Source organism: Rhodococcus sp. WAY2 (assembly GCF_009859915.1).
GTDB classification, from domain to species: domain Bacteria; phylum Actinomycetota; class Actinomycetes; order Mycobacteriales; family Mycobacteriaceae; genus Rhodococcus_F; species Rhodococcus_F oxybenzonivorans.
Genome location: NZ_CP046572.1, coordinates 173,104 through 190,525, shown reverse-complemented (window position 1 = coordinate 190,525; position 17,422 = coordinate 173,104). Strand labels below are relative to the sequence as shown.

At 66.9% G+C, this 17,422-nt stretch carries 15 protein-coding genes; 5 read left to right on the top strand and 10 right to left on the bottom strand.

The genetic code is table 11. The annotated features are described in order from the left end of the window. Positions 1–44: 44 nt before the first annotated feature. Positions 45–1,706: a class I adenylate-forming enzyme family protein gene (locus GFS60_RS00870; protein ID WP_159918576.1), complete on the top strand. Its 1,662-nt coding sequence runs from the start codon at positions 45–47 to the stop codon at positions 1,704–1,706. Between the two features lie 73 nt (positions 1,707–1,779). Here GFS60_RS00870 and GFS60_RS00865 read toward each other — a convergent pair whose 3' ends face one another. The 6 genes from GFS60_RS00865 to GFS60_RS00840 all read right to left on the bottom strand — a co-directional run bounded on the left by GFS60_RS00865 (position 1,780) and on the right by GFS60_RS00840 (position 8,306). Beyond that, the gene (locus GFS60_RS00865; RefSeq protein WP_159918575.1) at positions 1,780–2,595 is read right to left on the bottom strand and encodes a mycofactocin-coupled SDR family oxidoreductase; all 816 of its coding nucleotides are present in this window, start codon (positions 2,593–2,595) and stop codon (positions 1,780–1,782) included. A 19-nt stretch (positions 2,596–2,614) separates the two neighbouring features. Further along, entirely contained in the window at positions 2,615–3,265 is a 651-nt protein-coding gene (locus tag GFS60_RS00860; protein ID WP_159918574.1) for a PaaI family thioesterase, read from the bottom strand. Further along, entirely contained in the window at positions 3,262–4,137 is an 876-nt protein-coding gene (locus tag GFS60_RS00855) for a MaoC/PaaZ C-terminal domain-containing protein (RefSeq protein ID WP_159918573.1), read from the bottom strand. The genes GFS60_RS00860 and GFS60_RS00855 overlap by 4 nt, the downstream gene beginning before the upstream one ends. Before the next feature lie 6 nt (positions 4,138–4,143). After that, positions 4,144–6,333 carry an acyl-CoA dehydrogenase gene (locus GFS60_RS00850; RefSeq protein ID WP_159918572.1) on the bottom strand — a complete coding sequence of 730 codons (2,190 nt, stop codon included), beginning with the start codon at positions 6,331–6,333 and terminating at the stop codon, positions 4,144–4,146. Between the two features lie 25 nt (positions 6,334–6,358). Further along, positions 6,359–7,522, bottom strand: a complete 1,164-nt coding sequence (locus tag GFS60_RS00845) for a steroid 3-ketoacyl-CoA thiolase (RefSeq protein WP_159918571.1) — start codon at positions 7,520–7,522, stop codon at positions 6,359–6,361. A gap of 172 nt (positions 7,523–7,694) precedes the next feature. Continuing rightward, complete coding sequence (locus tag GFS60_RS00840; protein ID WP_201453489.1) at positions 7,695–8,306, bottom strand: TetR family transcriptional regulator; 612 nt, start codon at positions 8,304–8,306, stop codon at positions 7,695–7,697. 204 nt (positions 8,307–8,510) lie between these two features. Here GFS60_RS00840 and GFS60_RS00835 point away from each other — a divergent pair, with 204 nt between their 5' ends. Continuing rightward, positions 8,511–10,049 carry an FAD-dependent oxidoreductase gene (locus tag GFS60_RS00835; RefSeq protein WP_159918570.1) on the top strand — a complete coding sequence of 513 codons (1,539 nt, stop codon included), beginning with the start codon at positions 8,511–8,513 and terminating at the stop codon, positions 10,047–10,049. On the opposite strand, the gene hsaA is transcribed toward GFS60_RS00835, so the two are convergent. Next, positions 10,050–11,216 carry a 3-hydroxy-9,10-secoandrosta-1,3,5(10)-triene-9,17-dione monooxygenase oxygenase subunit gene (gene hsaA, locus GFS60_RS00830; protein WP_159918569.1) on the bottom strand — a complete coding sequence of 389 codons (1,167 nt, stop codon included), beginning with the start codon at positions 11,214–11,216 and terminating at the stop codon, positions 10,050–10,052. It lies immediately after the preceding gene. Between the two features lie 184 nt (positions 11,217–11,400). Here hsaA and GFS60_RS00825 point away from each other — a divergent pair, with 184 nt between their 5' ends. The 3 genes from GFS60_RS00825 to GFS60_RS00815 are packed head-to-tail and all read left to right on the top strand — an operon-like array spanning position 11,401 to position 13,610. Beyond that, the gene (locus GFS60_RS00825; protein WP_159918568.1) at positions 11,401–12,564 is read left to right on the top strand and encodes a Rieske 2Fe-2S domain-containing protein; all 1,164 of its coding nucleotides are present in this window, start codon (positions 11,401–11,403) and stop codon (positions 12,562–12,564) included. Beyond that, a complete protein-coding gene (locus GFS60_RS00820) occupies positions 12,542–12,796 on the top strand; it encodes a hypothetical protein (protein ID WP_159918567.1) in 255 nt (84 codons plus the stop codon). The genes GFS60_RS00825 and GFS60_RS00820 overlap by 23 nt, the downstream gene beginning before the upstream one ends. A 22-nt stretch (positions 12,797–12,818) precedes the next feature. After that, positions 12,819–13,610, top strand: coding sequence for an SDR family NAD(P)-dependent oxidoreductase (locus GFS60_RS00815; protein WP_159918566.1), 792 nt, complete (start codon positions 12,819–12,821; stop codon positions 13,608–13,610). Positions 13,611–13,758: 148 nt separating this feature from the next. Here GFS60_RS00815 and GFS60_RS00810 read toward each other — a convergent pair whose 3' ends face one another. The 3 genes from GFS60_RS00810 to GFS60_RS00800 form a co-directional block, all read right to left on the bottom strand. Further along, positions 13,759–14,604 carry a helix-turn-helix transcriptional regulator gene (locus GFS60_RS00810; protein ID WP_236603539.1) on the bottom strand — a complete coding sequence of 282 codons (846 nt, stop codon included), beginning with the start codon at positions 14,602–14,604 and terminating at the stop codon, positions 13,759–13,761. 203 nt (positions 14,605–14,807) lie between these two features. Beyond that, positions 14,808–16,250, bottom strand: coding sequence for an aldehyde dehydrogenase (locus GFS60_RS00805; protein ID WP_159918564.1), 1,443 nt, complete (start codon positions 16,248–16,250; stop codon positions 14,808–14,810). A gap of 29 nt (positions 16,251–16,279) precedes the next feature. After that, positions 16,280–17,377, bottom strand: coding sequence for an NAD(P)-dependent alcohol dehydrogenase (locus GFS60_RS00800; RefSeq protein ID WP_159918563.1), 1,098 nt, complete (start codon positions 17,375–17,377; stop codon positions 16,280–16,282). Positions 17,378–17,422: the final 45 nt, after the last annotated feature.

Below are 17,422 nucleotides of genomic sequence, written 5' to 3'. Positions count from 1 at the left end.
CATCTTGTGTCGGTACGAGTGCCCGAGGACGAAAGGCCGGCCCCATGACTGCCCCTACAGATCCACAGCTGCACCTGGATCAGGTGATGTCCCGCCTCACCGGGCCCGGTGGCCGGTTCGAGATCGTCGAGGAGCCCGTACTGGGCACACGCATGCCGGTGATGAAGAACCGCGGACGGGCGGTGGGCGACCTGCTCGCCACCTCGTTGCAGTGGGGAGACCGGGACTACCTGGTGACCGCTGACCGCCGGCTGTCGTACACCGAGCACGCGGCGGCGGTGGCGGCACTCGCGACCGCGCTGCGCGATGAGCACGGTGTCCACAAGGGGGACCGGGTCGCGATCCTCGCCGCCAACACTCCGGAATGGGTGATCGCCTTCTGGGCCACGCAGGTGCTCGGCGCCATCAGCGTGGGACTCAACGGCTGGTGGGTACCGCGCGAGGTCGACTACGGGCTGACGCACAGCCGCCCCACCGTCGTCATCGCCGACGCGAAGCGGGCCGAGACGCTCGCCGCGGCCGGAAGCGAAATACCGGTTCTCACCATGGAAGACGATCTGCCCCGACTCTTCGACCGGTACGCGGGCGCCCCGATGCCCCACACGGACGTCGACGAGGACGATCCGGCCGCCATTCTCTACACGAGTGGCACCAGCGGCCGCCCCAAGGGCGCATTACATTCGCAGCGCAACATCCTCGCGGTGGTCGACTACCACCGGTTCAGTGACGCGGTGGTGGCCGAGTTCACGGGTGCGCCCACCGACCCGGCCGTCCCGAGCTCGCGGCGCTACCTGCTGACGTCCCCGCTGTTCCACATCGCGAGCCTGCACAACCTGGTGGTGCCGCGGCTCGCCACCGGCGGCGCCGTCGTCATGCATCAGGGCGGATTCGACGTGGACGCCGTGCTCGCCCTGATCGAGCGGGAACGGGTCACCAACTGGGGTGCGGTCCCCACCATGGCGTCGAGGTTGGTCGAACACGACAACCTGGAGAAGTACGACCTGTCCTCGCTGACGGCGTTCTCGCTGGCGTCGGCGCCGTCGTCGGTCGCCTTCAAGGAACGGCTGCGGGAGAAGGTGCCGTTCGCCCGGGACGCGCTGGTGGACAGCTACGGTCTCACCGAGTGCAGTACGGCCATCGCCGTGGCCGCCGGCCCCGAACTCGAGCAGTACCCGGGCACGCTGGGCAGGCCCATCATCACGGTCAGCATGGAGATCCGCGATCCGTACGGGAAGTGGCTCCCGGACGGAGTCGAAGGGGAAGTGTGCGTGCGCAGCCCCTTCGTGATGCTCGGCTACTGGGAGGACGAGGCCGCCACCGCCGCGGCAATCGCACCGGGCCGGTGGTTGCGTACCGGCGACTACGGCGTTGTCGAGAACGGCCGGCTCCGGCTGACGGGACGTCGCTCCGATCTGATCCTGCGCGGCGGCGAGAACGTCTACCCCACCGAGATCGAACAGTGCCTCGACGAACATCCCGGTGTCCTCGAGTGCGCGGTGATCGGCACGCCGCACGAAGATCTGGGACAGGAGGTGTCGGCCGTGGTGGTGCTACGGCCCGGTGCCACGACCACCGAGGCGGAGCTGCGGGACTACGCGGCCGAACGTCTGTCGTACTTCAAGGTCCCGACCCGCTGGCGAATCACCACCGACCTCCTGCCACGCAACGCGACCGGGAAGATGCTGCGCCGCGACATCGCGGTCTGATCCCCCTCGGGAACGCCGAATGCCCCAGTGGTGCAGAACAGCTGCGCCACTGGGGCATTGGGCGGAAAAGAGATCAGCGAATGAGGTTGCCGAGATCCACCGGGATCTGAGCACCGGTGATGTATTTCGCTTCATCGGAGCACACCCATGCCACCACGGCTGCGACGTCCTCGGGCGCGAGGATGGTGTACGGCAGTGAATTCATGTAAATCGGCCCGAGAGTGGACGCGAACCGGCTGATCAGCGGATGCAGGTCGCTGAGCTTCATGCCGGTGTCGACGCCCGCCGGATGCACGGTGTTGACGCGAATCCGGTGCTCCCCCAGCTCGTTCGCCATCGTCTTCGCGAGTCCGGTGATGCCGTGCTTGGTGGCGACGTAATGGCCGGTGAACGGCGTGCCCTTGAGCCCCGACACCGAACTGGTGAATACGATCGCGCCGCCCTCGCCCTGCTCGATGAGGTAGGGGATCGACGCCTTGGCGGTGTGGAATGTTCCCGTGAGGTTGACATCGACGGTCTCCTGCCACTGCTCGGCGGTGATCTCCCAGGACAGCGCGCCCGAGCAGATGCCGGCGTTCGCGACCACCACGTCGAGTCGCCCCAGCCGGTCGATACCGTCCGCGAGAGCGTCCGACAGGGCGTCGAAGTCGCGCACGTCGGCTGCGGCGGCGACGATGCGCCTGCCCGTGGCCTCGACGAGGCGCACGGTCTCCGCCAGATCTTCCTCGCTGGCGCCGGGATAGGGGGTGGAGGCGAACTCGGTGCAGGCGTCGATCGCGATGACGTCGGCGCCTTCGAGCGCGAACCGCACCGCCTCGGCCCGGCCCTGACCACGCGCAGCGCCCGTCACGAAGACGACCTTGTTCTCGAACCGTAGGACTTCGGTCATGTCCTGCATCCTCCCCCTCTCAGCGCGGCCTGGGGACGGTCTTGTCGATGAACAGTCCCTCGACCGACACGCACACCTGCCCGTCCGCGGTCCTGATGTCGCCCACGGTGGAGATTTTCCGCCCGTCGACGCCGATCAACTTCCCGGTCAGGGTGAGCGGTTCGAACAGCGGGGTCGGACGGTGGTACCGCGTACTCAATTGTGCTGTCATGCCGGACTTTCCGCCCCACGCGTTGGCAACACCGAGCACGTGGTCGAGCAGCAGCGCCGAGACACCACCGTGGACATGCCCGGGCGGACCCTGGTACGGGATGGTCAAGGTGACGGTGCCCTGCACCGAGCCGTCCGCCAGGCCTTCGAGGACTACGGGTGGTGCCAGCGCATTCTCCGGTCCGGTCACCGGATCGTGCCGGGTGACGCCCTCCCCGTTCCACATGTCGATCAGCCGTTCGGCCACCGCGGGTGCGTGCTCCTCGAGGTGCTCGGCGATGCTGTTCAACTCCTCGGCCACTCGCTCGAGGTTGGCGTTGGCCCGGTCGGTGCGCAGCAGGGCGTCGATCACGCGGCGCGCCGCCTCGGTGGCTCGATCGACCGCGGCTCCGTCGGAGGGAGACGTCAACACTGTTCCCGCGGTGCTGTTTTCGAAGGTGGGATGCGTACCGGTGTTCACGGGCGAACCTCCATCGTGGCGTGCGTGAGGACGGGCTGTCCGTTCCGTTCGGGACACGTCGCGCGCAGCGTGAGCACGTCGCCGTCCCGCCAGGCGGCGATGTCGATCGTCTCACCCGGATAGAGGGAGCCGGCGAACCGCGCCGAGTACGTGCGCACCCGGGTGGGGTCGCCGTCCAGCATCCCGTCGACGACGGCCTTACACACCACTCCGTACGAGGCGAGCCCGTGCAGGATCGGGCGGTCGAACCCTGCGGCGGACGCGAACTCGGGGTCGGCGTGCAACGGGTTCATATCGCCGCTGAGCCGGTACAGCAGCGCCTGTCCCGTTCCGGTGCGTGACGCCAGCACCTTGTCGGGTTTCCGCTCCGGCAGCGTGGCCACCGACTCGGGACCAGGGGACCCGCCGAACCCGCCCTCATCGCGGGCCCAGATCTGCATCCCCGTCGTCCACAACGGGTGACCGTCGTCCGAGTCGGTGGCCGTCTGCTCGAGCACGATGACGGCAGCCTTGCCCTTGTCCCACACGTCGGCCACTCGCGAGGACACCCGGGCGGTGCCCGAGGACGGGATCGGCGCGTGCACCGTCAGTGTCTGCCCGCCGTGCAGTATCTTGCGCAGATCCACATCGATGCCGGGCATTGTCAGCCCGGAACTCGGCGCCGATCCCGAAGAAATACCCTGCCCGGCCACCAGGGCGAACGTGGGCAGCACCTGCAGGTTCTTCTCGTACACCCACCGGAGTTCGGCGGGGTCCACCGCGTTGCCGCCCGCCCCGACGCCGAGGTGATAGAGCAGGACGTCGCGTTCGGTCCACGACGCCTCCCGAACTGCCGGCTCCGCGGTCAAGGCGACGTTCACATCGATACTCATGTCAGGTCACTTTCCGGGCTCGGGGTCTCGGGGCAGACCAAGGAGGCGTTCACCGATGATGTTGAGCTGGACGTTGGTGGTTCCGCCCGCGATCGACATGCATTGCGCGTTCAGGAACATCTGAGTGTCCGACGTGCGGGCCTGCTCGCCGAGCAGAGCGCGTGGTCCCGCCCAGTCCATCGCCACCTCCCACACCTGCTGGATGTGTTCGACGCCGAGCAGTTTCGCAACCGAGGACTCGGCACCCGGCTGCCCACCGGCGATCGAGCGCAGGGTGGTGCGCAGCCCCATCAAACCACCGGATTGCGCGTCGCAGAGCACCTTGCCGAGCACCGTGAGCTGCTCGTCGTCGATCCCGCCGGGCAGGTCGGCGGCCAGAGTCAACAGCGCCTCGCCGCCGGATCCGAGGGAGGAGTCGTGCGAAAGCGAGACCCGCTCATTGGCCAGTGTGGTGCGGGCCAGCTTCCAGCCGTCACCCGGTTCACCCACCAGCAACTCGTCCGGGACGAAGACGTTGTCGAGGAACACCTCGTTGAACAGCGCCTCACCGGTGATCTCCCGCAGCGGCCGGATGTCGAGTCCCTCGCTGGACTTCATGTCGATCAGAAAGTACGACAGGCCCTTGTGTTTCGCTGCATCCGGGGCCGTCCGCGCCAGGCAGATGCCCCAGTGCGCGTCCCGGGCCATCGACGTCCATACCTTCTGGCCCTGCAGCACCCAGCCACCGTCGACCTTGGTGGCCTTGGTGTTCAGTCCGGCGAGGTCGGACCCGGCGCCCGGCTCGGAGAACAGCTGACACCAGACGAGGTCACCGCGCAACGACGGTGGCACGAATCGCTGCACCTGGTTCTCGTTGCCGTGTGCGATCAGTGTGGGGACCACCCAGTTGCCGATGATCATGTCGTGCGGCTTCACCTGAGCGGCGCGGAGTTCCTCGGCGATCACGAGTTGTTCGACGGCAGCTGCGCCTCTCCCCCACGGTGCGGGAAGATGCGGCGCCGTATAGCCTCTTTCGGCCAGGTAGCGCTTGCGCTCGTGCTCGGCCAGACCGACCGCCGGAGCCAGCTCGGCACGCACGTCGGCGCGGATGCGGTCCGCCTCCGGTGGCAGTTCGATCCCGAGCACGCGCCGGCTGCCGTCGAGGGTGGCGCGGGCGACCCGACGCCGCCACGACGCGGTGGACCCGAGCAGGATTCGCAACGACTGTGCCCGTCGCAGATACAGGTGAGCGTCGTGTTCCCAGGTGTAGCCGATGCCGCCGAGCACCTGGATGCAGTCCTTGGTCACCGAGAACGCGGCGTCGGGTGCGGTGGCGCCGGCTACCGCCGCGGCCAGCGACGCCTCGGCGGGATCAGTGTCCGGGCTCATGGCGCGGGCGGCGTCCCAGCCGCACACCCGGGCCTGTTCGGCAAGGGTGAGCATACGGGCCACCCGGTGCTTGACGCCCTGGAATTGGCCGATGGGACGGCCGAACTGCTGCCGAGCCTTCGCGTAGTCCGCGGCGGTAGCGACGGCCCAGTCGGCGATACCCGACGCCTCGGCGGCGAACAGGGTTGCAGCGAGATCGAGGACACGCCGCGAATCGATCGACAGAACCGCGTCTTTCGCCAGAGTGATGCCGTGCGCGGTGGCGATAGCGTTGCGGCGCACCACGTCGTGGCTCGGCAGGTCGGTGACGTCGAGGTACTCGCGCGGCAGCACCACGAACGCCGTCGTGTCGCCGTCCCGCGCCGCCAGCAGGAACAGATCACCCACCTGACCGCCGAGGACGTACCCCGACTCGCCGTCGAGGGTCACCTCGTCGCCGTCGCGGGAGATCCGCAACGAACTCGGTTGCAAGGCAACGGCTCCCATCACCGAACCGTCGGCCAACCCGGACAGCCGGCCGCTGTGGCCGCCTTCGTTCAGGACGGCACTCGTCAACACGGTCGGCAGAAACGGTCCGGGAGCCAAAACCCTGCCGAGCTCTTCGGCGACAACCGCGAGTTCCACCAGGCCGCACCCCGCGCCGCCCACCTCTTCCGGCAGGTGCAACCCCAGCACGCCCAGACCGGCGAGTGCATTCCAGAACAGTGGTCGCTGTTCGGTTTTCGCTTCCACCGCTTGCCGCAGCACATCCGGCGTCACGGTTCGAGCGGCCCATCCCCGCACCGAGTCGCGCAGGTCTCGCTCTTCTTCGGTCAATCCCATTGTCATGTCGGCCTCGTCGAGTTCTCGGGTGTCAGATGCGTTCGATGATGGTTGCGGTAGACAGCGCCCCGCCCGCGCACATGGTGATCAGGGCGGTGGATTTGTCTGCCCGTTCCAGCTCGTGCAGTGCCGTGGTGATCAGTCGCGCACCGGTCGATCCCACCGGATGCCCGAGGGCGATCGCACCACCGTTGACGTTCACTTTGGACAGGTCTGCCTCGTGAACCTGCGCCCAGGACAGCACGACCGAGGCGAACGCCTCATTGATCTCGACGAGATCGATGTCCGCCAAAGACATTCCGGCCCGCTCGAGGGCCAGTGCGGTCGACTCGATCGGTCCGTCCAGGTGAAAGTAGGGGTCGGAGCCGACCATGCCCGATGCGACGATCCGGGCGCGCGGACGCAGCCCGAGTTCGCCGGCCAGTTCCTCGCTCATGAGGAGTACGGCCGCGGCGCCGTCACTGATCTGCGAGGAGTTGCCTGCGGTGTGGATGTGCCCGTCGATCACCGGTTCCAGTGCTGCCAGAGCCTCGGCCGTCGTCTCTCGCAGTCCCCCGTCCCGGGTGACCACTGCTTTCTCACCGGTGCGCACGCCCTGCTTGTCCACGACGGGCGCGGTAACGGGGACGACCTCGCGGTCGAACCGTCCCTCGGCCCAGGCCTGAGCGGCGCGGCGCTGCGATTCGAGGCCGAACGCGTCGACATCGCGTCGGGTGATTCCACGCCGTTCCGCGATGCGCTGCGCGGACGTGAACTGGTCGCCCATGTCGATCGACCAGTCGTCGGGATAGGGGCTTCCCGTCTCGGGGGTCAGCGCCTGACCGAGGAACACGCGGCTCATCGCCTCCACACCGCATCCGATGCCTGCGGTGATCTGCCCCGAGGCGATCAGGCCGGCCACCAGGTGCACGGCTTGCTGCGACGACCCGCACGCACAGTCGATGGAGGTGGCGGCAGTGCCATACGGCAGCCCGGCGTGCAGCCATGCCTGCCGGGTCACGTTGTTGGATTGCTCACCGGCCTGGGTGACGCAGCCACCGACGATCTGACCGATGTGTTCGGCGGGGACTCCCGCCCGCTCGAGGACGCCGCGTTGCGCCGCTCCGAGCAGTTCTGCCGGATGCAGTCCGGACAATGCGCCGCGCCGGCGACCTATCGGTGTCCGGACCGCGTCGACGATGACTGCGTTGCCCATTGTTGGCTCCTTCGCTGAGCCGCCAGGATTCGTGCCAGGGCGGCATTTCTGAAACGTATTCTATTTGTGAGGACAGATCAACGCACTGCCTCGGTAGTGAGCGTGCATACGCGTCGAGAATGAATTGCACCCCGTCAGGCGTGGCGGTGCGCGACCCCTGTGCCGAGAACGATCAGCGGCGGGAAAGGCCGACGAGCAGCAGGTCGCAGCCCTTGCGAATATCCGATTCGGCGTCGGGAATCGAGATCCGGCCGTTGAGGCACGACTGGACCACCCCGAACCACAGCTGCACCACGAGGCGGAGCGCGGTCAGATCACCTTCGGTCGGGTGTTCGATCCCCGCCGCATCGAGCATGATCTGGCGGAAGGCTCGGTCGACCTTCCCGGCATCCGGGACGGTGGCGACATTCGCAGTGCTGGTGGACTGAATCATCGCCGTGGACAGCGCAGGCCGGCGCAGGAGGCCACGAGTGGCCCGCACCAGCACGTTGTAGACGGCGTCCTGGGGAGTGGTGTCCGACGCGACACCCTTCGAGAATCCGGCGCCCATCTGATCGATCTGATCGACCATCACCGCGACGAACAGGTGCGTCTTCGACGGGAAGTACCGGTACAGCGTGCCGATGGCGACACCGGCCCGCTTCGCCACCTCGTGCATCTGGACCCGGGCGAGCTCCTTCTCGGACGCCAGCTCGGCGGCCGCCTCCAGCATGCGCACATGGCGCGCCCGCTGTTCCTCCGAACTGGGTTCGGCAGCGTCCCTGACCTCCGCGATTCTCGGCACCCTCGATCCCCTTCTCCCCGAGCAGCCTCGGATCCAGCCCAATTCTGGCATTCGATCGCGGCGGCGCCGAAATGCGTCCGGTGAGTGGGACCAGCGGTGCATTCCGTCGCCCGAATGCGATTGCGTGGACGCCACGACTGGGCGTCAGTCATGACCCACAACCATCACCCACAGGCATCACCCACCCCAACGGAGGACACGACGATGCAGGACTGGACAACGGAGTGCGACGTTCTTGTAGTCGGCTCGGGCGGCGGCGCGCTGACCGGCGCATATACGGCCGCCGCGCAGGGTTTGCGCACCCTCGTCCTCGAGAAGACTCCACTCTTCGGCGGCACCTCCGCCTACTCGGGCGCCGCCGTCTGGCTTCCGGGCACAGCTGTCCAGGAACGGGCCGGCATCGGCGACTCCACCGAGCTGGCTCGCACCTATCTGCGCGCCGTGGTCGGCGACTCCGAGGTCGAACGCCAGGAGGCGTATGTCGCCACCGCCCCTGAGGTCGTCGACTTCCTCGAGCAGAATCCGCACCTCGACTTCGAGTGGCGTCCCTTCCCCGACTACTACAAGGCGCCGGGCCGCATGGACGCCGGCCGCGCGATCAATCCCCTCGATCTGCCCGGCGACGAGATCGGTGACCTTCGTGAGGTCATCCGTCCGGAGGCCGACGTCGATCGCGCCGGGCAGCCGCACCCCGAGGGAACTCTGATCGGCGGGCGCGCTCTGGTCGGGCGTCTCCTGATGGCGTTGTACGGAACCGGGCATGCGGAGCTCCGCACCGAGACGGCGGCCCACACACTGATCGTCGAGGACGGTCGCGTCGTGGGTGCCGAGGCCACCGACGCGGCCGGGCAAACGATCCGCATACGTGCGCGGCGCGGCGTGCTCCTCGCCGCCGGAGGGATCGAGGGCAACGCCGGTCTGCGCACCGAGAACGGCACGCCGGGCAGAGCCGAGTGGAGCATGGGACCGCGGGGGGCGAACACCGGCGACCTGCTGGCGGCGGCTGTGGAGGTCGGCGCCGACACGGCACTCCTCGACGAGGCCTGGTGGTGCCCGGGCGTCGAACTTCCGGACGGCTCAGGCGCTTTCATGGTGGGTGTACGCGGCGGAATCCTGGTGGACGACACCGGGGAGCGGTACCTCAACGAGTCGCTGCCGTACGACCAGTTCGGCCGCGCGATGATCGAACACCGAAGTGCGAACTCTTGTCTGGTCTTCGATTCCAGGGAGGGCGGCCCCGTTCTGCCGGCCATCTCCATCCCGTCGATTCCGGCGCAGCAACACCTCGAGGCGGGCACCTGGGTCACCGCCGACACCATCGAGGAACTCGCCGAGAAGATCGGCGTCCCGTCCGACACGCTTCGGCGCAGCGTCGAACAGTTCAACGACTACGCGAAGCACGGTGTCGACGAGGCGTTCCACCGCGGCGAAGATCCCTACGACGCCTTCTTCTGCCCGCCCGGAACGGGTGCCGACGCACCACCGAATCCGGCGCTCGGACCGATCGCGCAGGGGCCGTTCTACGCTGCCCGCATCATCCTCAGCGATCTCGGCACGAAGGGTGGCGTCCGCACCGACGCCGATGCCCGCGTGCTTCGCGCGGACGGCAGCCCGATCGAGGGGCTGTACGCGGCAGGGAACACCAGCGCCTCATTGAGCGGACGCTTCTATCCCGGCCCCGGGGTCCCGTTGGGCACCGCAATGGTGTTCTCCTACCGGGCAGTGCAACACATGCGGAACTGATCAGACGAGGTTGTCCTCCACCGGAAGTCCGAACGCGCCCCTGCCGAACAGTGCAAGGGCGCGTTCGGGTTCGTTGGCCACATGCACGCTGCCCGCGTGAGCGTCGCGCCAGGCCCGTTCGATCGCGTTGCCCCGAGACAGCGAGCTGCCCCCGGCCGTCTTGAAGAGCAGGTCGATCGCCTCCAGCGCGCGCTCGGTCGCCCGCACCTGGTCGCGACGGACTCTCAACCGCAGCGCCATCGGAAGTTCCTCGCCCGCGACCGCGAGCTCCCACAGCTCACGGACGTTGCGGTCCATCTGCAGGATCGCCGCATCGATCTCGGACGACGCCCGGGCCACCGACACCTGGGCGAACTGGTCCTCCACGAAGCGGCCACCCCCGAGGCTCAGACGCACGCGTTCACGCATCACCGTCAGGAACCGCTCGTAGCAGCCGGCCACCACACCCACACCGGGGGCAGTGACGGCCGTGGTGAAGATGGTGGCGAACGGTAAGCGGTAGAGCGGTCCCCGGTTCACCTTCTGCCCGGCTCCCCGTAACTGCGCGGTCTCGAAGTTGCGTTTGGTCCGGTAGTCGGGCACGAAACAGTCGTCGACGGTGATCTCGTTACTGGCTGTCCCCCGCATACCGACCACGTCCCACACGTCGTGGATGCGGTAATCCGACCTCGGTACGAGCACGGTGAGGAAATCGACCGGCCTACCTTGCGTTCCCACCACCATCGCGCCGAGCAGCGCCCACGACGCGTGTTCGCAGCCCGAGGAGAAGTGCCAGTCACCGGACAGCCGATAGCCTCCGTCCACAGGCGTCAGCCGCCCCACGGGGGCGTATGCGGACGACAGCAGCACCGAATTGTCGTGTCCCCATACGTCGCGCTGAGCGCGGTCGTCGAACAGCGCCAGGTGCCACGGATGCACACCCAGCACCGAAGCGAGCCAACCCGTCGATCCGCAGACCCCCGAGATCGCACGCACCGTCTCGTAGAAGTGAACGGGATTGCACTCCGCACCCCCGTACCGCTTGGGCTGCAGCATCGCGAACATCCCGGCGTCCCCGAGTTCGCGGATCACCTGTTCGGACACGCGTCGCGATTCGTCCACCTTGTCGGCGCGCTCCGCGATCATGGGCAGCAATTCACGGACCGACAGCAGCACCTCGTTGACCATCTGCGGAAGGGTATTGCGCGATCGGGGCACCGTGGACGACGTTCTCGCTCAACGGGAAGCGTGCACACACCCACCACACGCCAACCGGTCCCGTCCAGTGAGACGTCTCGGATCGGCCTCGTCCCACTGACCTAGCGTGCTCAACACCACAGGTACGAACGAGCAGGAGAGGACGGGACGCATCGTGAGCACCCAGCAGTCCGACAGAGACGAGGTCCGCGAGATCGTTGCGGGCGCTGCACCGACCCGATTCGCCCGCGGCTGGCATTGCCTCGGTTTGTCCCAGGATTTCCGGGACGGCAAGCCGCATTCGCTCGAGGCCTTCGGCACCAAACTGGTGATCTTTGCCGACAGCTCTGGCAAACTCGCCGTACTCGACGGCTACTGCCGGCACATGGGCGGCGACCTCAGCCAGGGCACCGTCAAGGGTGACGAGGTCGCGTGTCCGTTCCACGACTGGCGCTGGGGCAGCAACGGGCGCTGCAAGAAGATCCCGTATGCCCGCCGCGTACCGCCGCTGGCTCGTACCCGCTCGTGGCACACCCTCGACCAGGACGGAATGCTGTTCGTCTGGAACGACCCGGAGGGTAACCCGCCGCCGGCCGACGTCACGATTCCCCGAATCGAGGGGGCGCTCGACGACGACTGGACGGACTGGGTCTGGTACCGCACCACGGTGAACACGAATTGTCGTGAAGTGGTGGACAACATCGTCGACATGGCGCATTTCTTCTATGTCCATTACTCGTTCCCCACCTATTTCAAGAACGTCTTCGAAGGCCACGTAGCCAGCCAGTTCATGCGCGGCCAGGCCCGCGAGGACATGCGCCCGCACGCCTCCGGACAACCCAAGATGGTGGGAAGTCGTTCGGATGCCACCTATTTCGGCCCGTCGTTCATGGTCGACGACCTCACCTACCAGTACGAAACCCACGACGTCGACTCAGTGCTGATCAACTGCCACTATCCGGTCAGCGCAGACGAGTTCGTGCTGCAGTACGGGATCATCGTCAAGAAGTCGAAGGAACTCGAGGGTGATGCCGCCACCGAGATGGCGAAAAACTTCGGCACCTTCATCGCCAAGGGATTCGAGCAGGACATCGAGATCTGGAAGAACAAGACCCGCATCGAAAACCCGTTGCTGTGCGAGGAAGACGGCCCCGTCTACCAATTGCGCCGGTGGTACGAGCAGTTCTACGTCGACGCGGCCAACGTGACACCGCAGATGACCGAACGGTTCGAGTTCGAGCTCGACACCACGCGCCCGGTGGAGTCGTGGAAGAAGGAAGTGGAAGACAATCTTGCACGAAAGGCGCTGGAATCCGATGCAGCCGCTGCAGTGCACTGAGTGCGGTGCGCGGGTGCTGGTCCAGAAGAACAGCTGGGAGCACACCTCCGTGCAGTGGGACGACCTCTCTCGCGGCCGGTGCCACCAGATCGCCGGCTCCGGCGACGGCCGTCCCGGGTCCCCCCGGAAGGGCTGCGACGCACTGACCACATCCATCGTCCGAGCGGCGGAGCGGGGCGACATCACGGTGCGCGACCCCGACCCGGTTCCCACCCCCATCGTCGTCCCCTGAACTTCCTTCGAAAGGACACCCCATGATCGACACCCACCAATACGGGCCGTGGGCCGTGATCGCCGGCGGGTCGGAGGGCGTCGGCGCAGGTTTCGCCGACGAACTGAGCCGCTCCGGAATCAACCTCCTGCTCATCGCCCGCAAGCCGGAACCACTCGAGGAGACGGCCGCGAAGGTTCGCGCGAACGGTGTGGAGGTCCGCACGCTCGCGCTCGACCTCCTCTCGGCGGACGCCTTCGACCGCATCCGCATCGCCACCGACGACGTCGAGGTGGGCCTGCTGATCTTCAACGCCGGGGCCAACAGTTACGGGCACGAATTCGTCAGCGGCGACCTGACCGGATTTCAAGGCGTCATCGACCTCAACATCACTTCGCAACTGCAGCTTTCGCATCACTTCGGCGCGAGAATGAAAGAACGCGGGCAGGGTGGGATCATGCTGGTGGGGTCACTGGCCGGATATATGGGTTCCGAACACCAAAGCATCTACGCGGCATCGAAGGCCTTCGGGCGCATCTTCGCGGAAAGCCTGTGGCTCGAACTGGCACCGTTCGGCGTCCACGTACTCGAACTGGTCCTGGGCGTCACCCGCACCCCAGCGATGGTGCGGGCCGGACTGAACTTCGACCTCCCCGGCATGAACGTCGCCGAACCCGAAGATGTCGCGCGTGAAGGACTCGCACACCTAGCCGACGGACCCGTCTGGGTGGCGGGCGGCAACTACGAAGCAGCCCAGAAGCGGAGCGGATTCCCCCGCGACACCCTCGTGCAGGGTGCCGCCGCGGGTATGCGGAAGCTGCTGGGTCGCGGGTGACGGTGGGCGGCCGCAACAGTCGCCGCCCAACGTCAAGACGAGGACCGATAGGCGTCCGCGCCATGGGTGCGCGGTCACACGGTGCAGTCGGTGTCCATGGCTTGGCGGCCCTCGCGATTGTTGGTCTCGGGGAGCCGCGGCGCCTGGGTTACGGGAGGAGCCCGAGTCGGCGAGCGCGCGATACCGCCTCGACCCGGGAGCGGGCATCCAGCTTGCCCATCGCTCCACGCAGGTAGTGCTTCACCGTTTCCGGTTTGATCGACAGTCGTTGCGCCACCGCGGCGTTGGTACATCCGAGAGCAACATAGGTAAGGACGTCGACCTCGCGACCGGACAATGTGACATCGGTGGCGGGAGCGTCACCGCGGGACAGGCCGGCGAGTTTGTCGGCGAGAGCGTGCAGACTTGTCGCGAGTGCTGAGTCGGGGATCGTGCGGGTCAGCACCCGCAGCTCGGTGTGGATCTCGCGGATACCTTCGATCAGTGCCGATGTTCCGGGTGCTTGCCCTCCCTCGACGAGTGTGTCGATCAACGCGACCCGCCGGTCGACTTCATCTCGAATGTTGATCTCGGCAGCGAGTCGGTCTCCGGCCCGGCCCAGCATGTCGAGGATTCGACTCCCGATCGGTGTGGACTGACGAAATGCGGCGTAAATGATGGCGCGCGCTCCGCCGCCGACCACCACCGGTACAGCGACGATGGAGCGCAGTCCTTCGTTGATGACCGGCCGGTCGTAGTCGTGGGTGATGGTCCGAGCAGTCGCGTAATCCTCGACCGACTGCGGCCGAAGCTGGGTGATCGCGCGCCCGCCAAGCCCCAGCATCGGTGAAATCGACAGGCCGCGCAATCCGGCAGTTCTGGTGCCGAGCGTCTCGGAAATCTTCAGTGTTCCCTCGGACACGGGGCCGCCGAATACGACCGCGGGTGTCACAAACTCCTTTGCGATGACGCGTAGCTCGGCGCGAAGGGCATCGTCATCTCGAGGTCGGAGCAACCGTGTTGAGCCCTCGGCGCAGTAAGGGGGACCCTCGGCGCATGAATTTGTCACCTCCACCTCCTCGTGGCGGGTCTCGTGACTGGTGGCGCGTGATCCGAGAACGACGTTCCTCATCTTCTCGTCATCTCGCGCAAAGGACGGGTGCAAGAGCGGCGCGTACTGCGGGGCAGCGAATTCGTGTGCTGCACCCGGCGGGTTGATCAGCGGGTGTACATCGATTTCGTGCGGACGTAGGCGTCCAGACCTTCCGGTCCCAGTTCACGGCCGAGACCACTGGCCTTGACGCCCCCGAATGGGGCGCCGATGTCTAGATCGAAGAAGTTCACACCCACGCTGCCGGTCTCGATCCGACGGGCCAGGTCGAGGCCCTTTTCGGGATCGGAGGTCCAGACCGTTCCGCCCAGGCCGTACTCGGAGTCATTGGCGATTGCGACGGCATCGTCGAGGTCGTCATACGGCAGGACGGTCAGGACCGGCCCGAAGATCTCTTCCCGCGCGACGGTCGCCGAGTTGTCGAGGTCGGCGAACACGGTCGGTTCCACGAACCATCCCCGGTCGAGGTGTTTCGGCCGGCCGCCTCCGGCCGCGACGGTGGCGCCTTCCCGTCTACCCGTGTCGATGTACGCCTCCACACTGTGCCGTTGGCGCTCGGACACCAAGGGTCCCACTCGGGTGGCGAGGTCGGCCGGGTCCCCGACCACGAGAGTGGATGCCAAATGTGCTACCGCGTCGACTGTTTCACGGTAGCGAGACCGGGGGGCAAGGATTCGAGAGGACAGATAGCAGGTCTGGCCATTGTTGAGCAGGCTCGCCCAGGACAGTCCCCTGGCGACGCTCACCAGGTCCGCGTCGTCGAGGATGATGGCGGCGCTCTTGCCTCCCAGTTCCAGGGTCACCGGTCGCAGCAGGCGACCGCAGGTCTCCCCGATCACCCTGCCGGCGGCGGTCGACCCGGTGAAAGCGATTTTGTTCACCTCGGGGTGGGCGACCAGATACGCACCGATCTCTCGGCCGCCGGTCACGATGTTCAACACACCGCCGGGCAGCCCTGCTTCTTCTGCAGCGTCCGCGAGTTGAAAGGCGTCGAGCACGGTTTCGGGTGCGGGCTTGAGGACCACGGTGCTTCCGGAAGCGAGTGCGGGGGCAAGCTTGAACATGGTCAGCGACTGGGGAAAGTTCCACGGAATGATTGCGGCGACAACGCCGATCGGCTCGCGGCGCACGATCGTGGTGGACCGACCGTTCGCGGAGACGCGCGGCATCTCTACCGGTGTCTTCTCGGTGAGATCGGCGTAGTACCGGAGCGTCGCAACCGGACCGCTCCCCTCGGCCGCTAGAGATATCGCTGCCGGCATGCCGTTCTCGTCGGTCACGATGGCGGCTGTGTCTTTTCGGCGCCGGTCGAGCGCATCGGCGAAACGGCGCAGGGTGTCGGCACGTTCAGCCGGTTCCAACGCAGACCACTCCGGTGCACGCAGGGCGCGGCGGGCTGCGGAGACTGCGGCGTCGACGTCCGCTGGGGTACTGTCCGGCGCCGACCCGACGGGTTCCTCGGTGGTCGGCGAGATGACCGTGATGCGGTCGGAGGTGGACGGCGTATGCCACCGGCCGTCGATGAACAGATGCGATCGGGTGTACTTCATTGGGGAACCTCGGTCGTCGTGGTGCGCGGTCAGGGATGCGGGAGAAGAACCGGTTTGATGGTGTCGCCGCTGGCGGCGTCCGCCTCGGCGACTGAGATCTCGGCGAGAGGGTAGGTGCGGATCAGTCGGTCGAACGGAAACCGGCCTTGACGCCAGAGTTCGATCAGGCGGGGCAACAGCAACTGCGGGACAGCGTCGCCTTCGAGGATTCCCATGATGTTCTTCCCGGCCGCCAGCGCGGCCGGGGCGAGGACCAGTTCGCGGGTTGCGGCGCCGACGAGTCCGACCGTCCCCGTGGGCCGGAGGCTGTCGATCGCCGATGCGATCACCTGCGGAACCCCGGTGGTGTCGAGGGCGGCATGCGCTCCGCCCCCGGTCAGCTTCCGGATCTGTCGCGCGATATCGTCAGCGGACCCCTCGATCACGTCCGTCGCACCGAGTTCGAGGGCGAGATTCAGGCGACTCGCGTGCAAGTCGACGGCGATGATCCGGGAGGCACCGGCGACCCGCGCGGCCATGATCGCCGACAGACCCACCGCTCCGGCACCGAACACGGCGAACGTGTCTCCCGTACCGACTTTCAAGGCGATCAGCACGGACCCGGCGCCGGTCTGGATCCCGCAACCGAGCGGACCCAGCAGATGGAGGGGCAGATCCTTGTCGACAACCACGACGTTCCGAGCACTGACGACCGCGTGCGTGGCCAGAGAGGACTGACCGAACCACCGTGATGAAATAGCGTTGCCGCTCAGGTCGATGAGCGGGCCGGGCCCCTCGGGGCCGCGGCCGGACAGGTTGCGCGCGAAGAACCCGAAGCAATACGCCGGGTGACCACCCGCGCAGTTCTCACACAGCCCACAGGAATCGAACGACAACAAAACATGGTCGCCGACCGCGATTCCGGATACGCCGGCACCGACTTCTTCGACGACTCCGGCTCCCTCGTGGCCCACCACGATCGGCGGCTGAGCCAGAAACGATGGGTCCCTGGGCAGGACGTCGGTGTGGCAGAACCCGACACCGGCGATGCGGACCCGCAGTTGGCCACCCGTCGGGTCGGCCAACTCCACCGTTTCGATCTGGAACGGTGCGTCGTGGTGGCGCAGCACTGCGGCTTCGATGCGCATCAGAAAGCTCCCTCTGTTCGGTGCGGTAGCGAGAAACGTACAGCC